14 protein-coding genes are annotated in these 24,769 nt (G+C 46.6%); 4 read left to right on the top strand and 10 right to left on the bottom strand.

The window, feature by feature from the left end; all coding sequences use genetic code 11:
* Positions 1-56 precede the first annotated feature (56 nt).
* Positions 57-938, top strand: a complete 882-nt coding sequence (locus tag JGK07_RS10850) for a sulfite exporter TauE/SafE family protein (protein WP_293183415.1) — start codon at positions 57-59, stop codon at positions 936-938.
* A gap of 249 nt (positions 939-1,187) precedes the next feature.
* Here the strand turns inward: JGK07_RS10850 and JGK07_RS10845 are convergent, their stop codons facing one another.
* Positions 1,188-1,985 carry a hypothetical protein gene (locus tag JGK07_RS10845; RefSeq protein ID WP_293196983.1) on the bottom strand — a complete coding sequence of 266 codons (798 nt, stop codon included), beginning with the start codon at positions 1,983-1,985 and terminating at the stop codon, positions 1,188-1,190.
* Between the two features lie 628 nt (positions 1,986-2,613).
* Here JGK07_RS10845 and JGK07_RS10840 point away from each other — a divergent pair.
* Together JGK07_RS10840 and JGK07_RS10835 are read left to right on the top strand one after the other, a co-directional pair.
* On the top strand, positions 2,614-2,940 hold the full coding sequence (locus tag JGK07_RS10840) for a hypothetical protein (protein ID WP_293196984.1): 327 nt from the start codon (positions 2,614-2,616) through the stop codon (positions 2,938-2,940).
* A gap of 59 nt (positions 2,941-2,999) precedes the next feature.
* A complete protein-coding gene (locus JGK07_RS10835; RefSeq protein ID WP_293183410.1) occupies positions 3,000-3,539 on the top strand; it encodes a GIY-YIG nuclease family protein in 540 nt (179 codons plus the stop codon).
* A gap of 333 nt (positions 3,540-3,872) precedes the next feature.
* Here JGK07_RS10835 and JGK07_RS10830 read toward each other — a convergent pair whose 3' ends face one another.
* From JGK07_RS10830 to JGK07_RS10820, 3 genes are all read right to left on the bottom strand, one after another.
* Positions 3,873-5,204 carry a response regulator gene (locus JGK07_RS10830; RefSeq protein ID WP_293183408.1) on the bottom strand — a complete coding sequence of 444 codons (1,332 nt, stop codon included), beginning with the start codon at positions 5,202-5,204 and terminating at the stop codon, positions 3,873-3,875.
* A 105-nt stretch (positions 5,205-5,309) separates the two neighbouring features.
* Positions 5,310-9,941, bottom strand: coding sequence for an ATP-binding protein (locus tag JGK07_RS10825; RefSeq protein ID WP_293196985.1), 4,632 nt, complete (start codon positions 9,939-9,941; stop codon positions 5,310-5,312).
* A 427-nt stretch (positions 9,942-10,368) separates the two neighbouring features.
* Positions 10,369-15,903: a PAS domain S-box protein gene (locus JGK07_RS10820; RefSeq protein WP_293183404.1), complete on the bottom strand. Its 5,535-nt coding sequence runs from the start codon at positions 15,901-15,903 to the stop codon at positions 10,369-10,371.
* A gap of 680 nt (positions 15,904-16,583) precedes the next feature.
* On the opposite strand from JGK07_RS10820, the gene JGK07_RS10815 reads away from it, so the two are divergent.
* Positions 16,584-20,396, top strand: coding sequence for a glycoside hydrolase family 2 protein (locus JGK07_RS10815; RefSeq protein WP_293225120.1), 3,813 nt, complete (start codon positions 16,584-16,586; stop codon positions 20,394-20,396).
* A gap of 3 nt (positions 20,397-20,399) precedes the next feature.
* On the opposite strand, the gene JGK07_RS10810 is transcribed toward JGK07_RS10815, so the two are convergent.
* The 6 genes from JGK07_RS10810 to JGK07_RS10785 all read right to left on the bottom strand — a co-directional run bounded on the left by JGK07_RS10810 (position 20,400) and on the right by JGK07_RS10785 (position 24,651).
* Positions 20,400-20,786, bottom strand: coding sequence for a type II toxin-antitoxin system VapC family toxin (locus JGK07_RS10810; RefSeq protein ID WP_293183400.1), 387 nt, complete (start codon positions 20,784-20,786; stop codon positions 20,400-20,402).
* Entirely contained in the window at positions 20,783-21,019 is a 237-nt protein-coding gene (locus JGK07_RS10805) for a toxin-antitoxin (TA) system antitoxin (protein WP_293183398.1), read from the bottom strand. The genes JGK07_RS10810 and JGK07_RS10805 overlap by 4 nt, the downstream gene beginning before the upstream one ends.
* A gap of 88 nt (positions 21,020-21,107) precedes the next feature.
* Positions 21,108-21,353, bottom strand: a complete 246-nt coding sequence (locus JGK07_RS10800) for an HNH endonuclease (protein ID WP_293183396.1) — start codon at positions 21,351-21,353, stop codon at positions 21,108-21,110.
* The gene (locus JGK07_RS10795; RefSeq protein WP_293183394.1) at positions 21,350-21,805 is read right to left on the bottom strand and encodes a KGK domain-containing protein; all 456 of its coding nucleotides are present in this window, start codon (positions 21,803-21,805) and stop codon (positions 21,350-21,352) included. Before JGK07_RS10795 ends, JGK07_RS10800 begins: the two co-directional genes overlap by 4 nt.
* A gap of 279 nt (positions 21,806-22,084) precedes the next feature.
* The gene (locus tag JGK07_RS10790; RefSeq protein ID WP_293183392.1) at positions 22,085-22,228 is read right to left on the bottom strand and encodes a hypothetical protein; all 144 of its coding nucleotides are present in this window, start codon (positions 22,226-22,228) and stop codon (positions 22,085-22,087) included.
* On the bottom strand, positions 22,225-24,651 hold the full coding sequence (locus JGK07_RS10785) for a dynamin family protein (protein ID WP_366934279.1): 2,427 nt from the start codon (positions 24,649-24,651) through the stop codon (positions 22,225-22,227). The genes JGK07_RS10790 and JGK07_RS10785 overlap by 4 nt, the downstream gene beginning before the upstream one ends.
* Between the last annotated feature and the right edge of the window lie 118 nt (positions 24,652-24,769).

The raw sequence follows: 24,769 nt of genomic DNA, 5'->3' as shown, positions 1-24,769 counted from the left end.
CAAGCGAGTAACAAACAACAAATAACAAATAACAAATAACTAATGACTATTAACTAATGACTGTTAGCGAATTATTGATTCTGGGTGCTGCCGGACTGTTTGCCGGTATTCTAGCTGGTTTTTTGGGTATCGGCGGCGGTACGGTGCTCGTGCCGTTGTTGGTGGCTCTCAAGTATGCTCCGGTGCAAGCGGTTGCTACTAGCGGTTTGTCGATCGTAATTACGGCTCTTTCTGGCAGCATCCAGAATTGGCGCATGGGCTATCTCAACTTGAGTCAAGTCGCAGGCATCGGATTTCCCGCCGTCATCACAGCACAAATTGGTGCTTATTTGGCGGGGATATTTCCTCCTTATTTGCTGTTAGTTACTTTTGGGTTGTTGCTGTGGCTGAATATTTATTTGATTGAAGTTCGCAAGCGCCTGACTGCTAAGAAAGTGGAAGAAGAAGGGGAAGGGGAAGACACGAAAGAATCTGGCTCAATTCCCAATTCCCAATTACCCATTACCAATTCCCAATTACCCATTACCAATCACCAATTACCCAACAATTCAAGTATTCTATTTAATCCAACTTTTGCTAAAATTGCGACTGGCAGTGCTGCCGGTTTATTGGCAGGTTTGTTCGGTGTAGGCGGTGGTGTGATTATGGTTCCCTTGCAAATTTTGCTGTTAGGGGAAAGCATTAAAAAGGCAATTCAAACGAGTTTGGGCGTCATCGTGATTACGGCAATTTCGGCGACGGCGGGACACGCGGCGCGCGGGAATGTTTTGTGGGTTGTGGGGTTGATTCTTGGGTGTGGCGGTTTGTTGGGCGCGCAAATCAGCACCAGGTTTTTGCCGAGATTGTCCGATCGCACTATTAGTTTAGCCTTTCGATCGCTCTTAGCAATTTTATCAATCTATATTTTCTGGCAAGCTTGGCAAAAATTTCGTTATTAGTTATTAGTTATTTGTTATTAGTTATTTGCAAGGGTTAGATAGTCTCCGCTATCAGACTATAAAATTAGTTCGTAGTGAGGACTTTAGTCCTCATAAATCAAGGACTAAAGTCCTCACTAAAAACATTTTTTCTTATCGGTAATTGAGCGGATCTGAGATTACTTGCGATCGGTTATTGGCAGCAAAGCCACAAGACAAGGCAAATAACAAACAACCAATAACAAACAACCAATAACCAATAACCAATGACTACTGACTGAGTTTCTTGACGGCGCGAGTCAAGCGCAGCAAATAAGGCTTGACAATTTCTTGATTTTGTCGCTGCAACTCGGAAACTTGCTCCTGCAAGTGCTGAATTTCGGTTTGCAGCGTCGCTGTATCTATTGTCGGTCGATCGAGCAAATCCTGCAATTGCTTCAGAGAACCTTGGATTCGATCCAAGTCTACTTCGTTCGATCGCTCCTGCAACTCTGCTGTAATAGTTCTAACCTCAGTTAACTTCTCGTCTAGCAACAAAAATCGGACGTTGACATTTTCCCAATCATGCTCTCTGAGGGCGCTATTTTCCAGAATGCGGAGTTTTTCCTGCAAATCCGACAGGATGCTGTAGAGTTCTTGAGAATCGGCAGGAAGTGCCTGCGCTTGGCGTTCGAGTGCGGCTACCGCAGCTTGTATGTCGGCGATGGCGCCGGATTCCAAAATACCGAGTTTTTGTTTTAAGTCGGAGACGGTAGAATCAAGTTTGGTAAGTTCTCCAGGTAGTTTCTGAACTTGCTGCGATCGAGCTTCTGCGGAGGCCTGTACCTCTGCGATGGCAGAATTTGCCTTTTGTTGAATTTTTTGCTCAAAACGCTGGCGATTGGCGAGATTCAGCGAGAGTGCTGCGGTTAGCGGGGCGGCAGCGTAGAGAATTTGCCCCGACAATCCCGCAGCAATGGTACCAATCGCTGAACCGGCAATAGAGGCGTATTCTGCCAATTCTAGCCAATCCTGCTGGTTTGGGGAAATTCTCATCGTGGGGAATGATGCGTCTTCGATCTTCTGCATAGCCTTTTAGTCGTAGTCTGATAGATTGCGATACCGACATGATAAGAGCGATCGGCAAATAAATCAGGGCTATTTTTGACACTCCCCACGGCTGTCGCCGGGGGATTCTCCAAGCCGAACTTGGAAGGGATAGGCAAATATCCCCCTAGACCCTTCAAATCAACTACCAATACTAGAGGTGTTGCAGTTGGGCTTACTTTTAGTTTTTCTTTTGCTTTGGGAGTCCATCACAAGCCAGATAGGTACGCTCCTCAACCTGCCATTATTTGCCCTTTCTAAGTATTCCGGTTCTAGCCGGATATCTGAGTTGCCGGGATTTCTCCGTACTAGGATGATTCAACGCGCAGACGGTTATTCATACTCACCCAATTACATTACCATGCTTAGTCCCCAAATACAATATTTACTGGCGGTTAAAACCGCAGACCGACTAATCCCCACGTCTCAAGCCGGGGGCTTGCGTCTAGTTTTCTGGTCAAAATTTCGGGATTATCATATTTCTATCGGCAGCTCTGCTGAATAATTTTTGCTTTCAACACGGCCAGTCTCAGGTAAAATTCAGGATATGTCGATCGCCTAAAAGTTAACCGACAACCGTTAACCGCCGTCTGTCAGGAGTATACAGAAAATGGGTCTCAAGATTATTGAAAGCTACGATAGCAGTTTTGTCCTGGAACCGGATGCTAAAGCCGCACTCTTCCATTCACTAACAGGTGAAAGCTTTCTCCAACAAGTAGCGATGCAATTGCAGTGCTCGCGGATTGAGTTTGCCGAGTTACTTTTTCAGCCAGTCCCTTACAGCAGCGAGACGCCCAAGGGAATGCCTGCGGAATTTGAAAAGTATCACGAATCGATCGATTTTGCGATCGTCAACGTCCCGCCTAATTTCATGTTTCAAGCCAAAATATTTAAACCCAGCCGCCTCTGTGCCGTTTATCGCATTTTCCAAAGTTAGCTAAAGGCTAGTTAATCTGTGGTTTAATCTAAAATCTAAAATCTAAAATCTAAAATCGGATGACAGAAGACATTCAGCCTCTCGCCAGCTTACAATTCATACCATACATTGACTCCGAAGGGAAACTGCCTGAATTTGTCCAGGGTAAAATCGGCGTCTATGCGATTTTCGACAACGATAAAATGCTGCAATTTGTCGGCTATTCTCGGGATACTTACCTCAGCCTCAAACAGCATTTAGTACGCCAACCCGAACATTGCTACTGGCTAAAAGTCCAAACTATCGACAAGCCCAGCCGCACTATTCTAGAAAGCATCCGAGCGAGTTGGATTGCCGAAAACGGTTCCCAGCCCCAGGGCAATGGTACCGATGCTACCAAGTGGAACGATCCCATCGATACCAAAACTGTCATGACTTCGCAAGAAGTAGCAAATTATGAAGGTATAGTCGCCGATGAACTTGCCAAAGATAAATTGTTGAAAAATGTAGCGCGCCGCGTAGAAAATGAAATTTTAGCGCTGCTCAAATCTCGCGGTGTAACTGAAGAAATCCGGTTTAATCCCAAGCTAAAAACTAGCGGCTTGCTGGATTTGAAGTAAATATGCTCTCAGGTTAATTCTCCACAATAAACCCTGTTTGTAGTGAGGAATTCAGTCCTCTCTTTAAGGACTAAAGTCCTCACTACGAACCTTTTTGTAGTGAGGAATTAACTTTTTTATCTAAGGACTAAAGTCCTCACTACGAACCTTTTTGTAATGAGGAATTAACTTTTTTATCTAAGGACTAAAGCCCTGACTGCGAACTTATAACATTTTAAGATTTATAGCAACCGCCACATCGGGTGCGGACACAAATAACCTAATGAATAGAGCCGATATCCGTCAAGCAGAAATGATTTGATTCCCGTACTGTCAACTGTCAACTGTCAACTGTCAACTGTCAACTGCTATAACAGATATCGGAATCTGCAAAATGAACTCTGTCCCCCCGCCGGGAGCAGAAATACAACTGATTTTACCTCCATGTTTTTCTACTATAATATCGTGACTGATTGCCAAGCCCAATCCAGTACCCCGGCCGACAGGCTTGGTAGTAAAAAATGGGTCAAATATCCGGTGGCGCACTGCCTCGCAAATCCCGCAACCGTTATCGGCAATTAAAATCATAACGGACTGAAACTTTTGAGTTGCCAAGTTTGAATTTGGATTGTACAACGCAGGTTCTGAATCTGAACTTACTGAAGTGCTGATGGTAATTTTTCGGGGATAAGGTTGAGATTCCAGGGCATCAATAGCATTGATTAGCAGATTCATAAATACCTGATTTAATAGACTGGCATAACAGGTGATTTTTGGCAGTTTACTGTAGTGTTTTCTCACTTCAATCTCACCGATATTGTTGGCTCCTTTGAGGCGGTGTTGCAAAATAACTAAAGTATTGTCAATGCCTTCATGAATATCCACTGGCTTGCACTTTTCTTGGCCCAGGCGGGAGAAGTTGCGAAAAGACAGCACAATCTCGCTAATTCGAGAAGTACCTTCTTTCATCGAACTTAGCAGTTTTGGATAATCATCTGCAATGAATTCGGGTTGAATTTTTTCCAATTCGCCGACAATTTCTGCCACGGGATGCGGGTAGTAATGTCGGTATAATTTTATGAGGCGAACCAAGTCTTGTGCATAGTCAGCAGCCATAGTAATATTGCCGGAGATAAAGTTGACTGGATTGTTGATTTCGTGAGCAATCCCTGCGGCTAGTTGCCCTAAAGAAGCCATTTTTTCCTTCTGTATTAACTGAGATTGAGTCTTCTTGAGTTCAGTTAAAGTTTCTTCGAGTTGCTGCGCGTAGGATTGTGTTTGCTGCAACAACTGGCGCTGCAAGAGTTGATTTGAGACGCGCGCCAAAACTTCTTGTTCTTGAAAAGGTTTTGTGATATAATCTACACCGCCAACTTCAAAGGCTTTGACTTTATCTAACACTTCATTTAAAGCGCTGATAAAAATGACGGGAATGTCTTTGGTGGTGGCAGAAGCTTTTAAAATTTCGCAGACTTTGTAGCCGTCCATACTGGGCATCATGATGTCCAGCAAAATCAAGTCAGGAGGTGTTGATTCGATCGACCTTAGGGCTAGTTGACCGTCGGGTGCAGTGCGTGTTTTGTAGCCATGCCTCGATAGTATTTTAGCTAGAAGGTGCAAATTATTCGGAACATCATCAACAATTAAAATATTCCCTTTTAAGACGGGAGTTGCTTCGTAATTCATATCTAGTCTGGTAAAATAACCTTTGTAGGTTTGTAGTGAGGACTTTAGTCCTCAAAGTTTGATGAGGACTAAAGTCCTCACTACGAACCCGATCTAATATCATTTTTATTTGGTTGAGGGACGGATGAGAGCTAGTATTTGATTGAACTGAAACTCGTTAGCTAAGGCGGCGAGAGCGCTAGCTAATGGGTCATTTCGATCGCGAATTTGCTCTATTTGACTGAGAATCAGCTCTAAATCGCACTCAATAGTGGCTTTTTCTAAAGCTGTCAGCCAATCCGTTGGTAAAGCTGCAACGTTTTCTGGAGTCGGAGCCTCGATTTGAGTTGGCTCCGGCACACTCTCCGGTTCATCGTAAATGTAACGCACTCCGAGATGTTTGTGGAGGGTGGCAAAGATGTCTGTCTCTCGAAAGGGTTTGTGGATAAAGTCATCCCAATTATTTGATACAGTAACGGTTCGGGCTTCCTCGGCGTTGGCGGCACTCACGGCAATAATGACGGTAGTTTTACCTTTAACGGTGGCTTTAATGCGTTGCGTGGCTTCACCTCCATCCATTACGGGCATCCACATATCCATAAAAATTAAGTCCGGCTCAAAACTCGTCCACACTTCAATGGCTTCTACACCATTACAGGCTTCTTTGAGCTCAAAGTCAAAGGTTGCAAGGATTTTGAGCAGTAGTTGGCGGTTGTCCTCGCGATCGTCCACAATCAATATACGATAGCGCGGTTGGTTGGATTCTAGGGCGATCGCCCGACGCGACGGCTGTACCAGTTCAATCGCCGCCGCCTCAACTGCGCTGACGGGGATATCAAAGGCGAAGGTGGTCCCGTGTCCTACTTTACTGCGTACAGTAATGATGTCGCCCATCAGCTTGACAAAGTGTTGGCTGATGGCCAGCCCCAAACCGGTTCCCTGCTGAGATGTTTTTCCTGTTTTGGTTTGGACAAAGGCTTGAAAAAGCTGGTCTAACTCATCGGGAGTCATGCCGCAGCCTGTATCTTCTATTTCAAAATGTAATTTGTAATTGATTGGTAATTGCTGATTTTCCTGTTCAATTACCGAACTTACTCTTACTGCAATGCCTCCTTCCTTCGTAAACTTAATAGCGTTAGAAAGCAGATTAATTAAAACTTGGCGCAACTTAACTTGATCGGCGTGCAAATATTCTGGAATATTCCTAGAGTAGCTAAATATTAACTCCAATTGTTGCTCGCGCGCCTGAAGTTGGAACATCTCTTCCACCTCGTTTAGCAGTCTGCTTAATTGAAAGTCTGTTGGGTTGAGTGTAATGCGTCCTGCCTCTATTTTGGCTAAATCTAATATTTGATTGATCAGAGTTAGCAAGTGTTCTCCGCTGCGGTTGATGATGCCGATATTTTCCTGTTGTTCGCGGTTGAGGTTGGCGGATCGCTGCATCAATTGGGAGAATCCCAGAATTGAGTTAAGAGGGGTGCGTAATTCGTGGCTCATGTTGGCCAAAAAAGTGCTTTTCGCGAGGTTGGCTGCTTCTGCTGCTAAGGCGGCTTGTTGGAGCTGTACGGCTTGCTGTTGAGTGGCTTCGAGTAATTGAGCTTGTTGTAAAGCGACTTCGAGTTGAGTGCTAATTTGCAGCGCGATATTGATTTCTGCTGCGCGCCAAGTGCGGGGCCCAGAATTTTGATAGCTGGCGAGCAAACCCCAAAGTTGACTGCCGCAGAATATGGGGCAAATAATGTAGGCTCTGGCTTGAAATTGCTCTAACACTTCCACGTAACAAGGAGTAAATCCAGCAGTGTATATGTCTTCAACCATGCGGTAACAAACACCTATATCGTAGATACCGCCTTGATTTTTTTGTAGGTAGGTATCTCGTACTCCTTCACCGCAGGCTTGTAAGTTTGTCGCCGCACAGCGAAAGTCGGTGGCGAGATTGTTTGGTAAATTAAGTTCGTCCAATTGTTGTATCACAGATATCCAGCCCTCCCCCATTGACTCGGCAACAAATTCGCCACTCCAATCTGGATTAAAACGATAGATAGCGACTCGATCGCATTTGAGTGTTTCTCGCAATTCTGAGGTTGTGGTTTGGAATATGGTATCAATATCTAAGGACTGACGGATGCGATCGATCGATCGCCCGATTGCTTGTTCCCGCTGGGCGCTTTCTCGCAAAGCTGCCTCGGCTTGTTTGTAAGCGGTAATATCCAAGACAGTGCCAAACCAACGGAGCAACTGCCCTTTTTTATCAAAAACGGGTTTCCCTCTGACTTCCATGTAAGTGAGCGAGCCATCTCTGCGGATCAGGCGCAGAGCGAGTTCAAAGCTTTTTTTACTGATCGATCGCTCCTGAAGCATTGTTAGATAGGGCGATCGATCTTCGGGATGAAAACGATCGACTAATTCTGGGGTTGCTACGGGTTTTTGAGTCGGTTCGATCTCGAACATACGATAGAGTTCTTCACTCCAAGTGCTTGTTGCTTGGCCTATATCGTATTCCCAACTGCCAATCCTGGCAATTTTTTGGGCTTCCAGCAGTCGGGCTTCGGCCAACTGGCGATCGCTAATGTCCCTGGCTACCCAAACCACAGAGCGATCGGACAATGGCGAAATTTTAGCAGCAAACCAAACTTCTTGGTTGTTAATCTGCATCCTGTAATCAAAATTTATAGTTTGCTGGGTTTCTAATGCCTCTTGAACTTGAGTGAAATAAATGTCTTGGGAACTCTCACTAAAAATTTGTTCGAGGATAGAGTCGAGCTGCTCTGTCTGAGTGTAGTCTTGAAAAATTCCCCTAGTTGGTATAACTTGAATTGTTTTTTCTGGCAATTCTAAAATTAGTATAATATCTGCAATTGACTCAAATATTTTTAGAATTCTTTGAGTAGAACTGTCAAGTTTTTGTTCTATCAATTTGCGTTCGGCAACTTCCTCATGTAATAGTTCGTTAGCACGAGCTAGGTCAGCAGTACGTTCTGCAACTTTGGTGGCTAAAGTGCTATTGTAGTCAGTTAATAGTTTTTCAGATTGTTTGCGCCCTGAGATGTCACTAAAAGCATTGATGGCATAAATAATCTTGCCGCCTGCATCGAAAACTGGTGTGGCGCGCACCTCAAGCTTAATAATTTCCCCATCTCGATGAATTTCTAAATCCTCAACAAGTACCGTTTCACCCCGCAGCGCTCGGAAGGCAGGAATTTTTTCAGTTGGACAAAGCTGGTTTTGGTGGTAGATTTGATAAACTTCTGCCATTTTTTCTAAAGTCGCATCGGGAATATTTTGTACGCCGCTCAAACGCTTGGCAGTTTCGTTTAAGTAGACGACTTTACCCGAGGCATCGTGGATAGATATCCCGGCTGGTATGGCTTCTAAAAATTGCTTGAGTTGGCTCTCGCTTTGCGCTAAAGCTTCTGTTAAAGATTTTTGTTCGGAAAAAGCCTGTTGCAGTTGCTCTGCCATCAGATTGAAGGAATTGGTGAGGTCTCCGAGTTCATCGAAGCGTCTAATTTCTAAAGGTTGATGCCATTCTCCTTTTCCTAGATTTTTGGCGGCGGTATTCAAGCGCAGAATTGGCTTTATTACCCAACGGGCAGTCAACAATCCGATCGCGATCGCCAACACCAGCGTACCGACGCACAACCCCAATGTATTGCGGGTATTCGCTTCAATGCGAGCCATGAAATCCGACTCTGGTACCACCACCACAATCAACCAATCCAAGCCATAGGCATCTCCATAAGGAGCGACGCTGACAAACTGCCGAGATCCATTACTCGTCATGGTAAATTGCTGAGCTCTATCCAGCGAACTTAAGTTGGTAAAGCGGTTGGTGAGTTGCCGAGCAATGTCTCGGGTGCGGGTATCCTGGCTGTTGGTGGCTAGCAATCGCGTGGGTGGCTGTTTTTCTTGCTTGACAAAGGGTGTTTCTAGGGTGGATGTAGCAACCAGATTGCCCGATCGCTCCATAATAAAAGTCTGTCCCGATTTAGAGAAGTAGAGGCGATCGAGAAAACTGCTAATTGCCGACAGCGCATAATTTGAAGTAAAAACCCCCCGCCATTCGCCAGCATCCTTGATGGGAGACACCGCAAAAATTCCTAACGTCGGCATAGCGTTGAAAACAACAATTGGCGACCAAGTTTGTTTGTTGGAGGCTTTGGCCTGGCGAAACCAAACTGTTTCGCGGTTATCCATAGGGATGCTATAGAGCAGTTTTAGGGGATTGCCTTTGGAGTCAACCGAGTAGTATTGCATTTTACCCAAGTCGGTACTTTTCATACTGCAAAAAAAACGCGTACCGATTGAGAATTTCTCCCCTGTCTCTTTTGTGACTTGTTGCACAAATTCCTCGCTCATCAGGCGCCCGTACCCAATTTGTTCTCCTCGCTCATTGACAAAAAAGCTCGATTGCAGAGCGGGGTTGAAGATTATTTGCTGCCAAAGTTGCTGTCGCAGTTGCTGAGTGTTGTTGAGGTTCAGCATTTCTTGTTCTACTGCTAGACGGTTGGCTGCTACGGCATTCTGGGGGGCGTTGAGGTAGTTGCTGAGCCGATCGCCAATTCGCTCTCCTACTTGTTCCATTAACTGCTGTGCTAGATCCTCGACGGATTCCCGGCTGCTTTTGAAAGAAAGATAACCCACTAGCCCGACAGCGCTGACTGTTAGCAACACAAAGGGAACAATCAGAACTGTTCGCAGGCGAGGTTTGCTGAAAATTTCGGCGGCTGCTGGGTGGTTGAGGGGATAAATCGGCATGGCGCGATCGAGGAGTTGGGCTGGCGATCGAATTTTAACTTTTGCAGTCTTCTGCGAGGTTAATTTCTAGGTATGTAGTTGCGCTTAAGCGCTCTTGATTTAGGTATGTAGTTGCGCTTAAGCGCTCTTGATTTAGGTATGTAGTTGCGCTTAAGCGCTATTTAGGTATGTAGTTGCGCTTAAGCGCTCTTGATTTAGGTATGTAGTTGCGCTTAAGCGCTCTTGATTTAGGTATGTAGTTGCGCTTAAGCGCTCTTGGTTATATGTAAGCTCAGAGCGCTCAAGCGCAACTACGTACCTGGAGGAGCGCTTAAGCGCAACTACGTACCTTTCCGGAGCGCTCAAGCGCAACTACGTACCTTTCCGGAGCGCTTAAGCGCAACTACGTACCTTTCCGGAGCGCTCAAGCGCAACTACGTACCTTCTGTTAGTGTAAGGTTTTTAACTGAGCTAAAACTGTGGCGAATCGAGCAGAATCGATCGGCTTTGCTAAGTGTTCGTCGTAACCGGCCTCGATCGCCCGATGCCGGTCTTGTTCGCTAGCATAAGCTGTCAGCGCCACAGCGGCCAAGCGCTTGATTTTGTCAGATTCGGACGATCGCACTTTGCGGATTAACGAGTAGCCATCCTCAACCGGCATCCCGATGTCGCTGACTAAAATATCCGGCGGCGACTGCTGTAAAATGTCGATCGCCTCTTGGGCTGAAGCAGCAGCCATCGCCAGAGCCCCCAACTGTTTCAGCGCCAAAACCAAAAACTCGCGGTTGTCGGGTTCGTCATCAACTACCAATACCTTTAAACCAGCCAAAATACCAGGACTCACGGCAGCTAATTGCCTTTCCTCTATCAACTGCGGCTGCTGACTCCGACGCTGTTTCAGGGGCAGCATTACTGTAAATGTCGCCCCGAGTCCCTCTCCGGGACTTTCGGCGCGTACAGTGCCGCCGTGAAGTTCCACCAAGTGCTCGACGATCGCCAATCCCAGTCCCAAACCCCCGTAAGCCTTAGTAATTGAGCCATCTGCTTGTCGGAAGCGATCGAACACGTAGGGCAGAAACTCAGCAGAAATGCCTTTGCCGGTATCGCTAACAATAATTTGTATGTAATTAGGTGATGGGGAATTAGCAACAGCTACCGCAGACAAACGCAGTTGGACTGTTCCCCCGGATGGCGTAAACTTGACGGCGTTAGTCAGCAAATTCGAGACTACCTGCTGCAACCTCTGGGCGTCGCCCCACATCAAACTGATTGCGGGGTCAAATTCCGAGGAAACAGTCACAGACTTAGCCTGAGCGGCGAAACTGACACAATTGAGGGCAACTTCGATCGTCTTTGTCATGACGAACCAGCCGGGTTTTAGAACCAGCTTGCCTTGAATAATCCGGGAAACATCGAGCAAATCTTCGACTAGCTGCGTTTGCACCCTCGACTGACGCTCGATCGCTTCCAAACCGCAAGCTAAAGAATCTGGTGTGTACGGGCGGGTGCGGAGCATTTGGGCCCAACCCAGAATTGCGTTTAAAGGCGTGCGGAGTTCGTGGGAAAGAGTGGCTAGAAACTCGTCTTTCCGGCGGTTGATGGCTTCTGCTTCTGCCCGCGCGGCTTGTTCGCGATCGAGCAACTGAGCGAGTTCTGCCTCGACTTGCTTGCGATCGCTGATGTCGGCGACGATCGACATACAGTTAATGTTACCCTTGGCGTCGCGGACTGGAGTTGCCCACAAACCGATGTCGATCGAGGTGCCGTCTTTTCTTTGGCGCTGGGTTTCCATGCCGGCGATCGCATTTCCAGCGCGAATTCCTTTCAAATTCTCCATAAATTCCTCCCGCTTGTCTGGGGGAACGCTGGGCAAAAATTTACCTACCGCCTCGGATTCTGGCCAGCCAAAAATCCTCTCTGCCGCTGGGTTCCACATTTTTACAATGCCGTCCTCGGCGCCGAAAACGGTAATTGCTAGGGGACAAGCCTGGATCAAGGCTTCCAAAGTTTGATTGATTTGCGATCGCGCCTCTTCTGCTTGTTTGCGATCGGTGATATCGACGTTCACGCCGATAGTCCGCAGGGGCAAACCGCGCTCGTCCTGAAACACCTTAGCCCTGCAAGCAATCCAGGCGACGCTGCTATCCGAGCGGCAGATGCGGAACTCGATGTTTAATTCCTCGCCGTTCGTCGCCGCAGCCAGTACCTGCTGTTCGGTGAAAGTGCGATCGTCTGGATGCACCATTGCCAGCAAATTTTGATAGCTGCTCTGGAAACCGCCGGCAGGCAGCCCGTACAAAGCCTCTAACTCCGGCGTACACGCGAGTTCGCCCGTTTGGACGTTCCATTCAAAAGTTCCGATTTTACCTGCTTGCTGAGCGATTTGCAGCCGTTGTTGATTGTTTTTGAGTTCTGCTTCCACCCGCGAGATTTCGGTCAAGTCAATGTAGAATCCGACGATCGTCTCTGGTTCGCCCTTGTCAGGGCACAAAGTCGTCGCGCCCATCAGCACCGGCACGCGGCTGCCATCTTTGCGGATGTACTCTTTCTTAAAAGGAGTTGCGACTCCCGACGCCCGCAGTTCCCCGGCCGCCCGGGCGTCGAGGTGGAGGTATTCGGAGGGGGTCATATTGTCCCACCGCATTTGACCGGAGAGCACGTCTAAGCGAGTATAGCCCACCATGTTGAGCAGGGAGTCGTTGGCGTAGGCGATGCGGCCGGTAAAATCGCCGATCGCGACTCCGAAAATATTTGAGTCTAACAGTCGGCGGAATAAAGCTTCGCTTTGCTGGATTACCCGTTTTGCTTGGTTGCGATCGGTAATTTCGGCAACCACGCTGCTGACTCCCAACAGCGTTCCCGATTCATCGATCACGGGGTAAAAGCTGACTTGCCAATCCCGCACAACTCCCGGCTGTTGAAGGGTTTCGGCCTTAAGTTCCATGTCGAGTACGGGGGTTTGCGTAGCGAGCACTTGGCGGTAAATCGGCTCTACCAGATTGGCAAGTTCCGGTATCGCTTCTCTGACGGTGCGCCCGATGTGATCTGCGATCGTGCGGCCGTTGATCGCAGCGAGGCATTCGTTCATGCGGATGTAGCGCAAATTGGTATCGAGAAAGCACAGCCCGACTGGTGTGGTGTTGTAAACTAAGTCGAGTTCTGCTAGTTGGTTGCTAATGCGAATTTCGTTTTCTCGGATCTGGTTTTGAGCTTGTTTGCGATCGGTGATATCGACCACGAAGAACGATCCTTTGTCTGTGCATCCTTGCAAGTGTCCGGCGCCGACGAAAACTGGGAAGCGCGAGCCGTCTGAGCGGATGTATTCTTTTTCAAAAGGCTCGCAACTTCCTGATGCTGCGACTTGGGCGAGGGCTGCGCGATCGAGTTCTGCGTATTCCGGCGGCGTGATATTGCTCCAGTGGATTTTTCCTGAAATTAAGTCTTCTCTCGTATATCCAATCATGTCCAGCAAGGCGTTATTAGCTTCGGTAATTTCGCCGCCCGCCTCCCAGAAACCAATGCCGATCATGTTAGAATCTACCACGCTGCGGAAGCGCATTTCACTTTCCCGCAAAGCTAATTCTGTTTGTTTAGCTGCGGTAACATCTGCGATAATTATGCCAGCGCCGATGATTTCTCCCCTTTCATTTTTCACCGGGTAGTAGTTGGCGAGCCAGTAGCCGAAATATCCGGGTCTTCCCCCATGTTCGCCGCTGACTTCTACATTTAAAACAGGTTCGCCGGTTTCTAGAACTTGCTGAATTATTGGTGCAAACTCGGCAGCGGATTCTGGCAACAATTGGCGGTAGTCTTGACCGAGATGCTGTTCTGCTGTCAAACCGTTGAGTTCTGCTAATACTTGATTGATGCGGATGAATCGCATTTCGCGATCGAGAAAGCAAATCGCTAGGGGAGATGCTTCTAACAGCGAGTCAATTAAGGCGAAGGATTGCGATGTTTGAGCTAGTGCTTGCTGCGCTTCTGCATAAAGTCTGGCGTTGTCCAGGGCGATCGCCACGCGGTATGCTAAATCTTCTAGCATTGCCATATCTTCTGCACTGTAGCGGCGCCCCAACTTTGAGGTAAAGCAAGTGATCGCACCCATTACCCGCCCGCGCGCCTTCAGCGGTACGCAAGCGTGAGAACCGATATTGAGCGATTCCCTACGGGATAGCTTCGCCGCGCGTAGCATTTCAATTTCTGCTGCATTTTCGGCTGCTGCTGCTAAAATCTCCTCATCCACTTCGGCAATTAGTTGGGATTTGCCGGTGCGAATTACCAGCGGATAGCCGTTAACAGCATCAAAGGCGATCGGGCTGCAAACTCTCAACTTATTAATCGTATCAACCGTAGAGGCTTCTGCGTGAGCCACAGCGACTTTGCGGACTTTTGAGTCAGTTTCGGTCAAATGAATGCAGCACCCATCGGCAACAGAATTAACTGCTAATTCAGCGACATTTTGCAGCACTGTTTCTCCGTCAAACGCAGCAGCCAAAATTTTGCTAACTTCTGCCAAAAATGCCGATCGCTGCTGTTCTATTTGGGCTTTTTCTCGGGCTGCTTGCTCGGTTGCCAACTGCAATCTTTGACTTTCTGTAAGTTTGAGTTCTGTGATATCGCGGGCAACAATTAACGCCGATTCTGGTACGCCGTCTTTGTCAAACTCTGGAACTACGCGAGATTGATAACTTCTGATGCCGTCGGTTGAGTAAGCCTGAAATTCGATGACTTCTTCTCGACCAGTTTCTAGCACTTTGCGGAGAGTTTCATCCCACCTCTGGCAAAGTTCCGGCGGCATTCCTATCTCTTGACTGGTTTTCCCGAGGAAGAATGAAATTGGTTTTCCTTGAGTTCGGGCAACTGCTTCGTTGACATAAATATAACGCAGTTCTTTATCGGTGCGGATAATCACATCGGGCGTATTTTCTAGCAGCGTTCTCAGTTGCTGTTCGCTGCTAGACAAAGCTGCTTGTGTTTGCTGTCTTTCAGTAACATCTCGCACCGTGCCCACGTGTCCGATAAGTTCCCCACAGTCGGAGAACATCGGCGCCGAACCAACATTAATCCAGCGCACAATCCCCTCTGCTGTTTGCAGGCGATACTCGATCGCATATTCCCCAAGTTCCCGAGTATAATCCAGCCATCGGCTCAATACGCGATCGCGGTCTTCCGGGTGAATGCAATTCTCCCAACCATCTCCTAAAAGTTCTGCCAAACTCAAGCCACAAATCGCCTGAGTGCGAGGGTTTGCATAGGTGTAGCGCCCCTCAAAATCTGCCATAAAAATTCCCACAGGCGAACAGGAACTTAAACAGCGAAATCGTTCTTCTTGAGCTTGCAGCGCTTCTTTAGCTACTGTTAGCTCAGCCGTGCGCTGTTTGACGCGGTTTTCTAGCTTGGCGTAGGATGAAGCCAAGGCTATTTCTGCTAATTTGCGATCGGTAATATCGATACCACTTGCGATCGCATATTCTACCAAGCCATCAATACCCAGCATCACTGTATTCGACCAAGAAATGAAGCGCTTGGATCCATTTTTAGTGCGCCAATAGTTTTGATATTCGCTGTAAACAACTTCTGCGTTTAGATTAGCAAAAACTGTTTGAGCTGCCTCAACTTCTTCCGGAATCAAGAACAGATCCCAAACATATTTATCCAGAACTTCTGCTACCGAGTAGCCAGTTGTTTTTTCGCAAGCTTGGTTGAATCGCACAATCCGTCCTCGACTGTCGAGAACTACAATCAAGCAAGCTGTGGTATCAGTTACTTTTGAAATAATCTGGCGTTCTATTTCTAGTTCTTGTTCTGCGGACTTTAAACCAGCATACCAGCCGCCAACCATTGCAGCGGCAAGAAGTAAGATTGCAGGAGTTGCCTGAAGTGCAAACAGTAACAGAGTTGTCAGCAGTAAGGCCGTGCCTGCGGTAAATGTAGCAATGCTGTAAGATTTAATGGGTAAAGGCAAGACCTGAAACCGACTCATTTTTTTTTGACCTGTAGCGATGGCGCGATCGCACTATTTCTGTTTGTGCCTATAAAACAACATGGTTAAAAAAAATTATGTGTTTTTTCTATACCAAACCACATTTGTCGGCGCCGTGCCATCTTCCCACAGACAGATTTTCTGAAGTCAGTTAACAGTTGACAGTTGATAGTAGTCATTAGTCATTAGTCATTAGTCATTAGTCATTAGTCAGTAGGGGCGGTGGATGGTGCGTGCCCGCCCTCATCAGTCATTAGTCATCAGTGCTGTCCCCGCTCGCAAACCTTATCATCAGTCATCAGTCATTAGTCACAGAGAATCAGAAAAATACTCCCAATCTCCCCCTCTCCCAATCTCCCCCTCAGGAGCATCTCATTTTTGTAAAAAGCATTTTTTCTTTGAGTGCGAGCGTCCCCGCTCGCGTATTTTACAATACGCGAGCGGGGACGCTCGCACTATAATAAATGCAAAACTGAGATGCTCCCTCCCACGTCTCCCCTTTCTCCCCTTTCTCCCCTTTCTCCCCTTTCTCCCCCTCTCCCACTCCCCCCCTCTCCCACTCTCCCCATCTCCCACTTTCCCCTTTGTCCACTCGTCGAAACCAAGCAATTGATGCGCGCAGCAGCTTATGATAAATGAAGAGACAAACTGGATAAGTTGATTTCTGGGAGGAACTTACGATGAATCACAAGCTGGCAAAAATTATCGGATTATTTTTCGCAGCCGCCATCGTCTTCGGATTCATCGGTTACGCGGTGCAAAATCCCAACTCGGTCACCAACTCAGTAATGTCGATCGGCTTTCCGAATCTTACTACAGCTACCGCCAGCGCGATCGACAACCAGCGCAACCAAATCTATCTCAACGGCACCTGGCAATTTGTCCCCGCCACAGGCAACCCCCAAAGTCCCCCCGCCTCCCCAAATTGGGGCTCCATCCAAGTACCCGGAGACTGGCAAGAAGAAAAAAACGAATTCATACCCGGAATCATCACTCGCGGCACCGGCAAAGACTGGGAAAACTTCAACAGCAAACAACTATCAAAAGCTTGGTATCAGAAAAAAATAGACATTCCCGGCGAGTGGAAAAACCGCCGCATTTTTATCGACTTAGCCCGAGTCAGCACCGATGCAATTATCTTTGTCAACGGCATTAACTGCGGTCAAATCGAATGGCCCTACGGCAATATTGAAATTACCAAAGTAGCCAAACCAGGTCAAAATACAATATCTATTTTAGTCGCAGCAGTCTCCGACGAAAAAGACAAAGCCGTGATCATGAGTCCCACAGAAATATACACCACAAAATCCAACTTGCAATCGCGGGGAATCATCGGCGAAGTCAGGGTTCTTAGCGTGGCCCCAGGCCCGCTAGTTAGCGATGTATACGTCCAAACTTCCACCAGAAAAAAGCAAATTAAATTAGATGTAGAACTCAAAGACATTACCCAAAACGGTCAAGTTCAGCTTGTAGCGCAAATGCTCGACGAAAAAGGCAAAGTCGAACAAAAATTTACAGGCACTGCAACCGTTCAAGCCAAACCAATTCAAACCGTAAAAGTCCAGTGGGATTGGCAAAGTCCCCGCCTTTGGGATGCCGGCAAACCCAACCTCTACACCCTGCAATTAGAAGTAACAGGCAGCGGCATTAACACGCAATACAACCAACCGTTCGGCTTCCGGGAATTTTGGGTACAAGGGCGCAAATTTTTCTTAAATGGCACCGAGTTTCGCCTGCGTCCCGCCTTGCATTCCGATACATGGGAAGGTGGCACAGTAGAAGTTTCAGACAGTTTAATAGACGCCTATGTAAAAGCTGGTTTCAATATAGCAGAAATCTGGCCTTGGAATCACGACGAACGGGGTAGATGGCACTTCCGAGAACTATTTTCCGAACGCGCAGACCTCAAAGGTTTTCCAATTATGGCGCCCGCATTAGATATTACTCCCATAGCTTGGAGCGAACAATGGAATAACCGCCAAATTATCGATCGCTGGAAAGGGCGAATGACAGCAGAAATGCGCCGCTACCGCAATCATCCCTCAGTATTAATGTGGGCAACAAGTCCCAATTATTTCGGCAACGGTGACGACCAAAATCCCCGCCGCATCGGCAAGAAAACAGTAGAAGGAACAATCGGCCCCGTCGAAGACCAGCGTTTGCGGGCAAAAACCCCCCTGGGAAATGAAGCTTTTGCTGCTATGAAATCTGTAGACCCAACCAGACCTGTAATGGTACATCAAGGCGGCACTTTTGGCGATGTTTATTCGCTAAATTCTTATTTAAATGTGATGCCGTTACAAGAAAGGGAAGAATGGATTTCAGAGTGGAGTAAAACCGGAGAAATGCCCTACATGGTAGTAGAATTTGGCACGCCTCTGCACGCGACCATGATGCGGAACCGCCAAGGTTTTGATAAGGTGATTGTTAGCGAACCTTGGATGACTGAATTTGCAGCAATTTACTTTGGCAAACAAGCTTACGACTTAGAAACTCCCACTTATAAACGTAAAATTCGCGAGCAATTTGTCAAGGATATGCAGTATAAAAGCTGGCACATGAGCAAGGATTTAGATTTTGCACCTGCTTTTCAAAAGTTGCAGTATTTATTCAGTACGAATACTTGGCGGACTTGGCGGACTTTTGGAATGTCTGGGGGCATGATTCCTTGGCAGCAAGGACACGGTTGGGATGTTTCGGATGCTGGCAGAACCAAGGTAGATCTGGGAGGATTTCAATCGGGTCGCCGAGGTGTTTATTTGAAGCAAGTGTCCAACAATCTGATGCATCATTTGCAACCAGAAGCTTACAAAATTTATCCGGCAGGGGAGGCAATTATGAAGAATAACGGCCCGACTTTAGCTTGGATTGCTGGTGCTAATCAGGCTTTTGCTGCCAAAGATCACAGCTTTTTTGCAGGCAGCAAATTGGCTAAGCAAATAGTATTAATTAACGATACCAGAGCGCAGCAAGATTTTGCATTAAATTGGCGAGTTATGGTCGGGGGAGAAGAGGTAGCAACTGGGGAGAAGAAGGGGAAAATTGACACAGCAGGCACGCTATTTTTCCCAATTGACGTGAAATTGCCAAATACAATTTCTAGCAAAGCTGACGGCGAAATTAGTTTAACTGCACGAATTGGCGATCGGCCGCATTCTGATACATTTCCTTTCCGGGTGTTTGCCAATCAAGCCAAAATCAAGGATACGCTAACAATCTTCGATCCAGTTGGCAAAACATCGGCAATGTTAAAGCAGTTAGGTTATAGTCTGGTGCCTTGGAATGGTTCGCAAGTTTTATCGCTATTAATTATCGGTAGGGAAGCTTTTTCTAGCGGGCAAAATTTGCCAGGAAATTTAGAAAATTTCGTGCGAAACGGCGGCAAAACAATGGTGTTTCCTCAGCGCCGGGAATGGTTGAAAAACATGGGTTTGCGGGTTGCCGAACACGTCAGCCGCCGCGCCTATCCAGTTGACAGCAATCATCCAGCAATTATCGGTTTAGACGGTGAAGATTTGCGGGATTGGATGGGGGAAAGTACGCTGGTTGAAGCTTATCCAGATACAACTCAAACTGGATCGAGATTGAGTCCAGCAAATATGCCTTGGTACGGCTGGCATTGGGGAAATCGCGGCGCAGTCAGCAGCGCTTCAATTGAGAAGCCGCACCGCAGCGGTTGGCGGCCAATTTTGGAATCTGAGTTTGATTTAGCTTATTCCCCGCTGATGGAATTGGATTATGGAAAAGGGCGGCTGATTTTAAACGAGTTGGATTTGGAAGACCATTATTCTGTAGATGGTGGGGCGGCGCAGTTAGTCCAACAAATTGTGAGTTACGGGACGAATTCTCCAATGCTTGGAAAGCCGGATAAGGTGGTTTTAATTGGGGGAGACAAAGATGCCAAGAAGTTGGACAGTTTGGGGGTAATTTATCAGCGGGCTAATGCGCTTTCTCAGGATGCTGGTTTGGCGATTGTGGGTGCCGAAGCGAATCTGAAAGATGCAGATTTGCGCGCTTATTTGAATGGTGGCGGAAATGCGTTTTTCTTGCCGCGTCAAGTACCTGTTGCGGGTTTGGGCGTGGGTTTGCAGCAGGCGAAGGATTTCGGGGGTTCGCTGGCGGTGCCTGGTTGGGATGAGGTGAAGGGGCTTAGCGGTTCGGATTTGCGATCGCGCTCTTTTTATGATACTTGGTTGATTAAGTCTGGGGGAGAAATCGGTGCTGACGGTTTGTTAAGCCGGGTTGCTGTAGGTAAGGGCGTGGCGATTTTCTCTCAAATTGACCCGGATAGTTTGAATGCTGATGCTAAGACTTATTTGCGTTTTACTCGCTGGCGGCAAACTCGGGCAAATGCTCAGATTTTAGCTAATTTAGGGGCAAGTTTTAGGGCCGATGGTGCTGTATTTAACGGTTCGAGTCAGGAGTTTTATCACCCGGATTATAAGACAGATTTTGAGAATGGGGACGATCCTTATCGGTATTATCGATGGTAGGAGTTACCAGTCAATGTTGACCGGATATTTGGCAAATATCGAATCGCAACTCACTAACACAGCGTCTTCTATATTGGCTTGAGCAATCAATAGGCGATCGAAGGGATCTTTGTGATGAGTTGGTAAGTTATTCAAGGCTAAAACATGAGCAATAGTAATAGGTAGCAATTCTATATTGTTAGTCACTTGCTGGCTTTCTATCACTTCTGTTAAAGGCAGATTCAGACTTAGTTTACCAAGTTGGAGCTTGATTTGGATTTCCCAAATGCTGGCAACACTTACAAGCAAAGTATTTTCTGGATTTTGACACAAGGCAAGAGCTTTTGGTGAAAGTCTTTGCGGGGAACTGTCCCACCAAATGAAGGTATGAGTATCGAGGAGTAATCTCATAGATTCCCTGTCCAGAATTCATCAGATAACGGTTCATCAAAATCCTCACTTGTCCAGATTGTTCCAGCGTGCAATCCTGCTGTGCGCGGCTTAGCTGGGGATGCAATGGGCGCTAATCGTACAAGGGGAATACCACCTTCTGTGAGAACAACCTCTATACCTTTAAGTGCTAGAGATAATAACTCTTTTAAATTTGTTTGTGCTTCTTGTATGTCAACTGTTTTTGTGAGCATTGCAGTTATCCTAGCTAGGAGTTAAAAGTGCGATCGCATGGCAGAGTGCAATTTCCATATCAAACGGTCAAACTTATTATACTAAATATCACAGGTCAAAGTGTCGCTTAAAGCGCGGGTCTAGTTTGTCGGTTTTCCTTTGGTTGCAGGTGCAGCAGAGGGTTTGCAGGTTGCTGATGTCGTTGCTGCCGCCGCGGGCTAGGGGGATGATATGATCGATCGACAGTTCTGCTTCTAGTTTGGTTTGGCCGCAGCTTTGACACTGATATTTGTTGCGAGTGAATACGTATTTTCTGACTTCTGGAGGAATCGGGATTCTAGGGGTTTTACTCATGAATTGTTCGATTGATTTTCATGGTTTAGTAGTTGGCGGCGCAAATCATCGAGGGGTGATTCTGGTTTGCTAGTTTCTGAGTTATTGTTTTCTGGTGTTTCTTCGACTTCGGGTTCGTCTGTGCAAAACTCTACAATGACTCTGATTTTAACTTTACCTTTTTGCCAACCTTTAGCCCCAATTTTTAAAATTTCACAGTCTATACCATCACCAAACCATTTTTGTTCTTCGTAACAGTTAAGCTGTGAATTATATTTACGGGTATTTATTGCTAATCCTTGAGTTGTGAATAACTCCGTAAGTGCATTTTCTAAGTGACAATTAGTTGCTGATTGCATTACGTGCGTAAGCGTACCTACTTTGAACATTGTAGAACCAAAGGAACAAACATCATCATTTCCGTAATTTTCTAGAAAAATATGTTTTTGCATATTGAGTGTTGATTTTTTCAAAATACGTTGATTTTTTCAAAATACGTTGATTTTTTCAAAATACTCTATTAACAATTATCAGGTATCGCCTCATTTTTGGCAAGAATCCCGGCGAATAGAATTCGCGGCTATACAAACAATGTCCGCCTCCGCGGACTAAGAATTAAGAATGTCTTCAACCCGCGTCGGCGGGTTTTCCCTGTGTAGGCGCGATTTCCAATCGCCGTAATTGATGCTCTTTTTGCAATAGCCCAGGCGAATAGAATTCGCGGCTATACAAACGATGTCCGCCTCCGCGGACTAAGAATTAAGAATGTCTTCAACCCGCGTCGGCGGGTTTTGTCTGTGTAGCCGCGATTTCCAATCGCCGGGTTTCCAATCGCCCAGTTTCCAATCGCCCGGATTTCCAATCGCCGTAATTTCGATCGCCAAAATTGCAATCATTCACAATCCACAACAACGCTATTATTTTCTCCAATTACAGGCAACAAATGCTCGTGCAACTTCATCGCCTGCAAACAACTATTGATTCCAGAAACTGCCCGATCGTACTCTTGAATCTTCTCTTCATTCTCAGCTTGCAGCCGCAGATTCTTAGCAATCTTCTCCTCAGCTTCCTGTGCCAAAGTTTGCTCCAAATAATCGCGGGCTTGACTGTATTTCTGCAAAATATCATCAGCTTGCTGTTCCGCCATCGGTAACAAATGCTCTTTCAGCGTTTGATTCACAGTTTGGCGGAAAGTTTGCCGAATGGTTTTCGATACTTTTGGCTCAAAATCTAGCCTCAATAATTGCCGAATTGCTGGTTGCGCGTCTACCATATTTTCGCAGTCAAAACCTTGGGATGTTTGCTGCAATGTTTCCCGGAATTGGTAAATCGAAAACGTGCCTTCGTCGTAAAAACGGGGACTTTCTCGCACGTAGCGATCGCACTCCACGCCCGCCGCATTCACCAAAGCACGAGAAACCCGCTGTGACAACTCCTCTAACTGCTGTTCAATTCCCCCGTCATTCCCCAACAACCGATAAAGTAATCGATAATATTCTGACTTACGAATGCTGTCTTTTAAATACTGGAAATAATTCTCAACCAGTGACTTAGTAGCCTCTACTAAAATATCTTCCAACTGATTGGCTAAATAATAAAGCGCTTCCACTAAAACCGCAATTAAAGGTGCAGTAGCATTGCGCGGATGACTCATCAAAGTTCGTCCGTAAGCCGCCTCAACCGAAAATCCATCTAGCAATTCATCCAAGCGGCGAATCATCCGAGATTGCAGTTGGCGAAAATCTGTATCGAAAATATCGCATCTGTTCATAATCATATCATTTACTTCTTTGGCGATATGTTCTCGAAATTCCTGTCCGACTTGCTGCAATTCTTGATTTAGACGTAAAAGTTCTTGGGCTTTCATCGCTTCAATTTCGCGGGGCTGGCTGTCCAAATTCCGCTGAATTGTTTGGTATTGTTTCCGCAGTTGAATGCACAAATCCTCTAAATCGTCAGCCAGATTTCTGAACAGTTGCGGGCGCTTTTCTTTGGTGAGATAATCGGTGATGGCTGTGCGAAAATCTTCGATGCCGCTATCTTGAATTAATTGCTGAATTAATGGTTGACCTTGTTCTGCCAGAATCCGCACGTAGTTTTGACTGGGCGTTTCGTAGCTGTTAACTGAAATCCGAAATTTGCTGGGAGATAGTTTCCCGGAATTCGCACAGTAGCGGTTAAATTCGCTGACAAATAGCGGTGTTTCTTCAGTGTTTTCACTTTTACTATCCGCATTCGTGTCTGCATCAACTCGATCGCGACTTTCGACAAATATGCTATCCAAACCAAAGCGATCGCGCCCGGTTGTCCCTTTTATCAAACTCCCGTAAAATCCCAGCAATCCGCTGGTTTTATAGACTCTGGCGGTGTCGCGAAAGTCGGAATTAATCAGATTTTCCAAGCGCTGGATCAGTTGCGCGTTGTACCAAGTTTCGTCAATGCGGTTGAAAATGTAAAACAGGCGATCGCGAATTCCGGGATTCGATCGCGTTTTCTCCATCAACTCCGTCTCTTCCGTCGTCATTTCCCCAGACGACGCAGCCTTCAAGACGCAGACAACCGCCGAAGTATCCGGGCTTTCAATCTTATCATAGGTCAATTCCGCATCCTGTTTGACAGGCGCATCAATTCCCGGCGTATCAATAATAATATTCCCATCTTGCAGCAGCGGATGGTAACAGTAATATTCAACTCGCTTGAGTACAGCGCTGTTGCTACCGCGCCGCGCGTAACTTGCAGCTTCCTTGAGATTGGAAAAATTAAACTGTTCCATCGAATAAGTTGCATTTTCCACAGCTTGAATGCGATCGCGATTCGCTTCAAACCCTTCTAAAAGTAGAGTCAAAGCCTTCGCTTGTTTAGCTCTCTCCGATTTATTTTCTCCGCCTTCCTTTTCGATAATTATGCTGCATCCCTGAGCTAAAATTTTAACTACATCTGTGAGATTAATATCAATTTCAGTAGTTAAATTTAACTGTTCGCAAAGAGCATAGGCTTGCTGGCGAATCTCAACTTCGCTCGAAAAAGTGAGAACAACACGCTCTTTTTGGGTAGATTCAGCGTAGGCGATATAGCATTCAGTACCGGTTGCGTGTCCGACCGCACTGTAGAGCAATTCTCGCTCCAACAAAGCATTAATCAGCATTGATTTTCCCGCACTAAAAGCGCCCGCAAACACAATCTCAAACTCGGGAGAAATTGCCTTTTTTAGAGAAGCTTGTACCGCCGTGATATCTTGTTGTCGCAAAGACGGTTCCTGACGCAGCAGTTGCAGTAGAGAGTCAACTTGCTCTTGCAGATTTTTGCATTGAGGCGGCATTTGAGTCATCGCGGCAGAATGCTCCTGTATTGTGGGAAAATTAGCTTAGGGTTAATTTTCGGCTAGTTCCTGAATATTTGCAACAGTAATTCTACTTATGTTATCGAGGATGGCTGAA

The organism is Microcoleus sp. PH2017_24_DOB_U_A (assembly GCF_020738205.1).
Classification (GTDB): domain Bacteria; phylum Cyanobacteriota; class Cyanobacteriia; order Cyanobacteriales; family Microcoleaceae; genus Microcoleus.
This window is presented reverse-complemented; position numbering and strand designations above follow the sequence as displayed.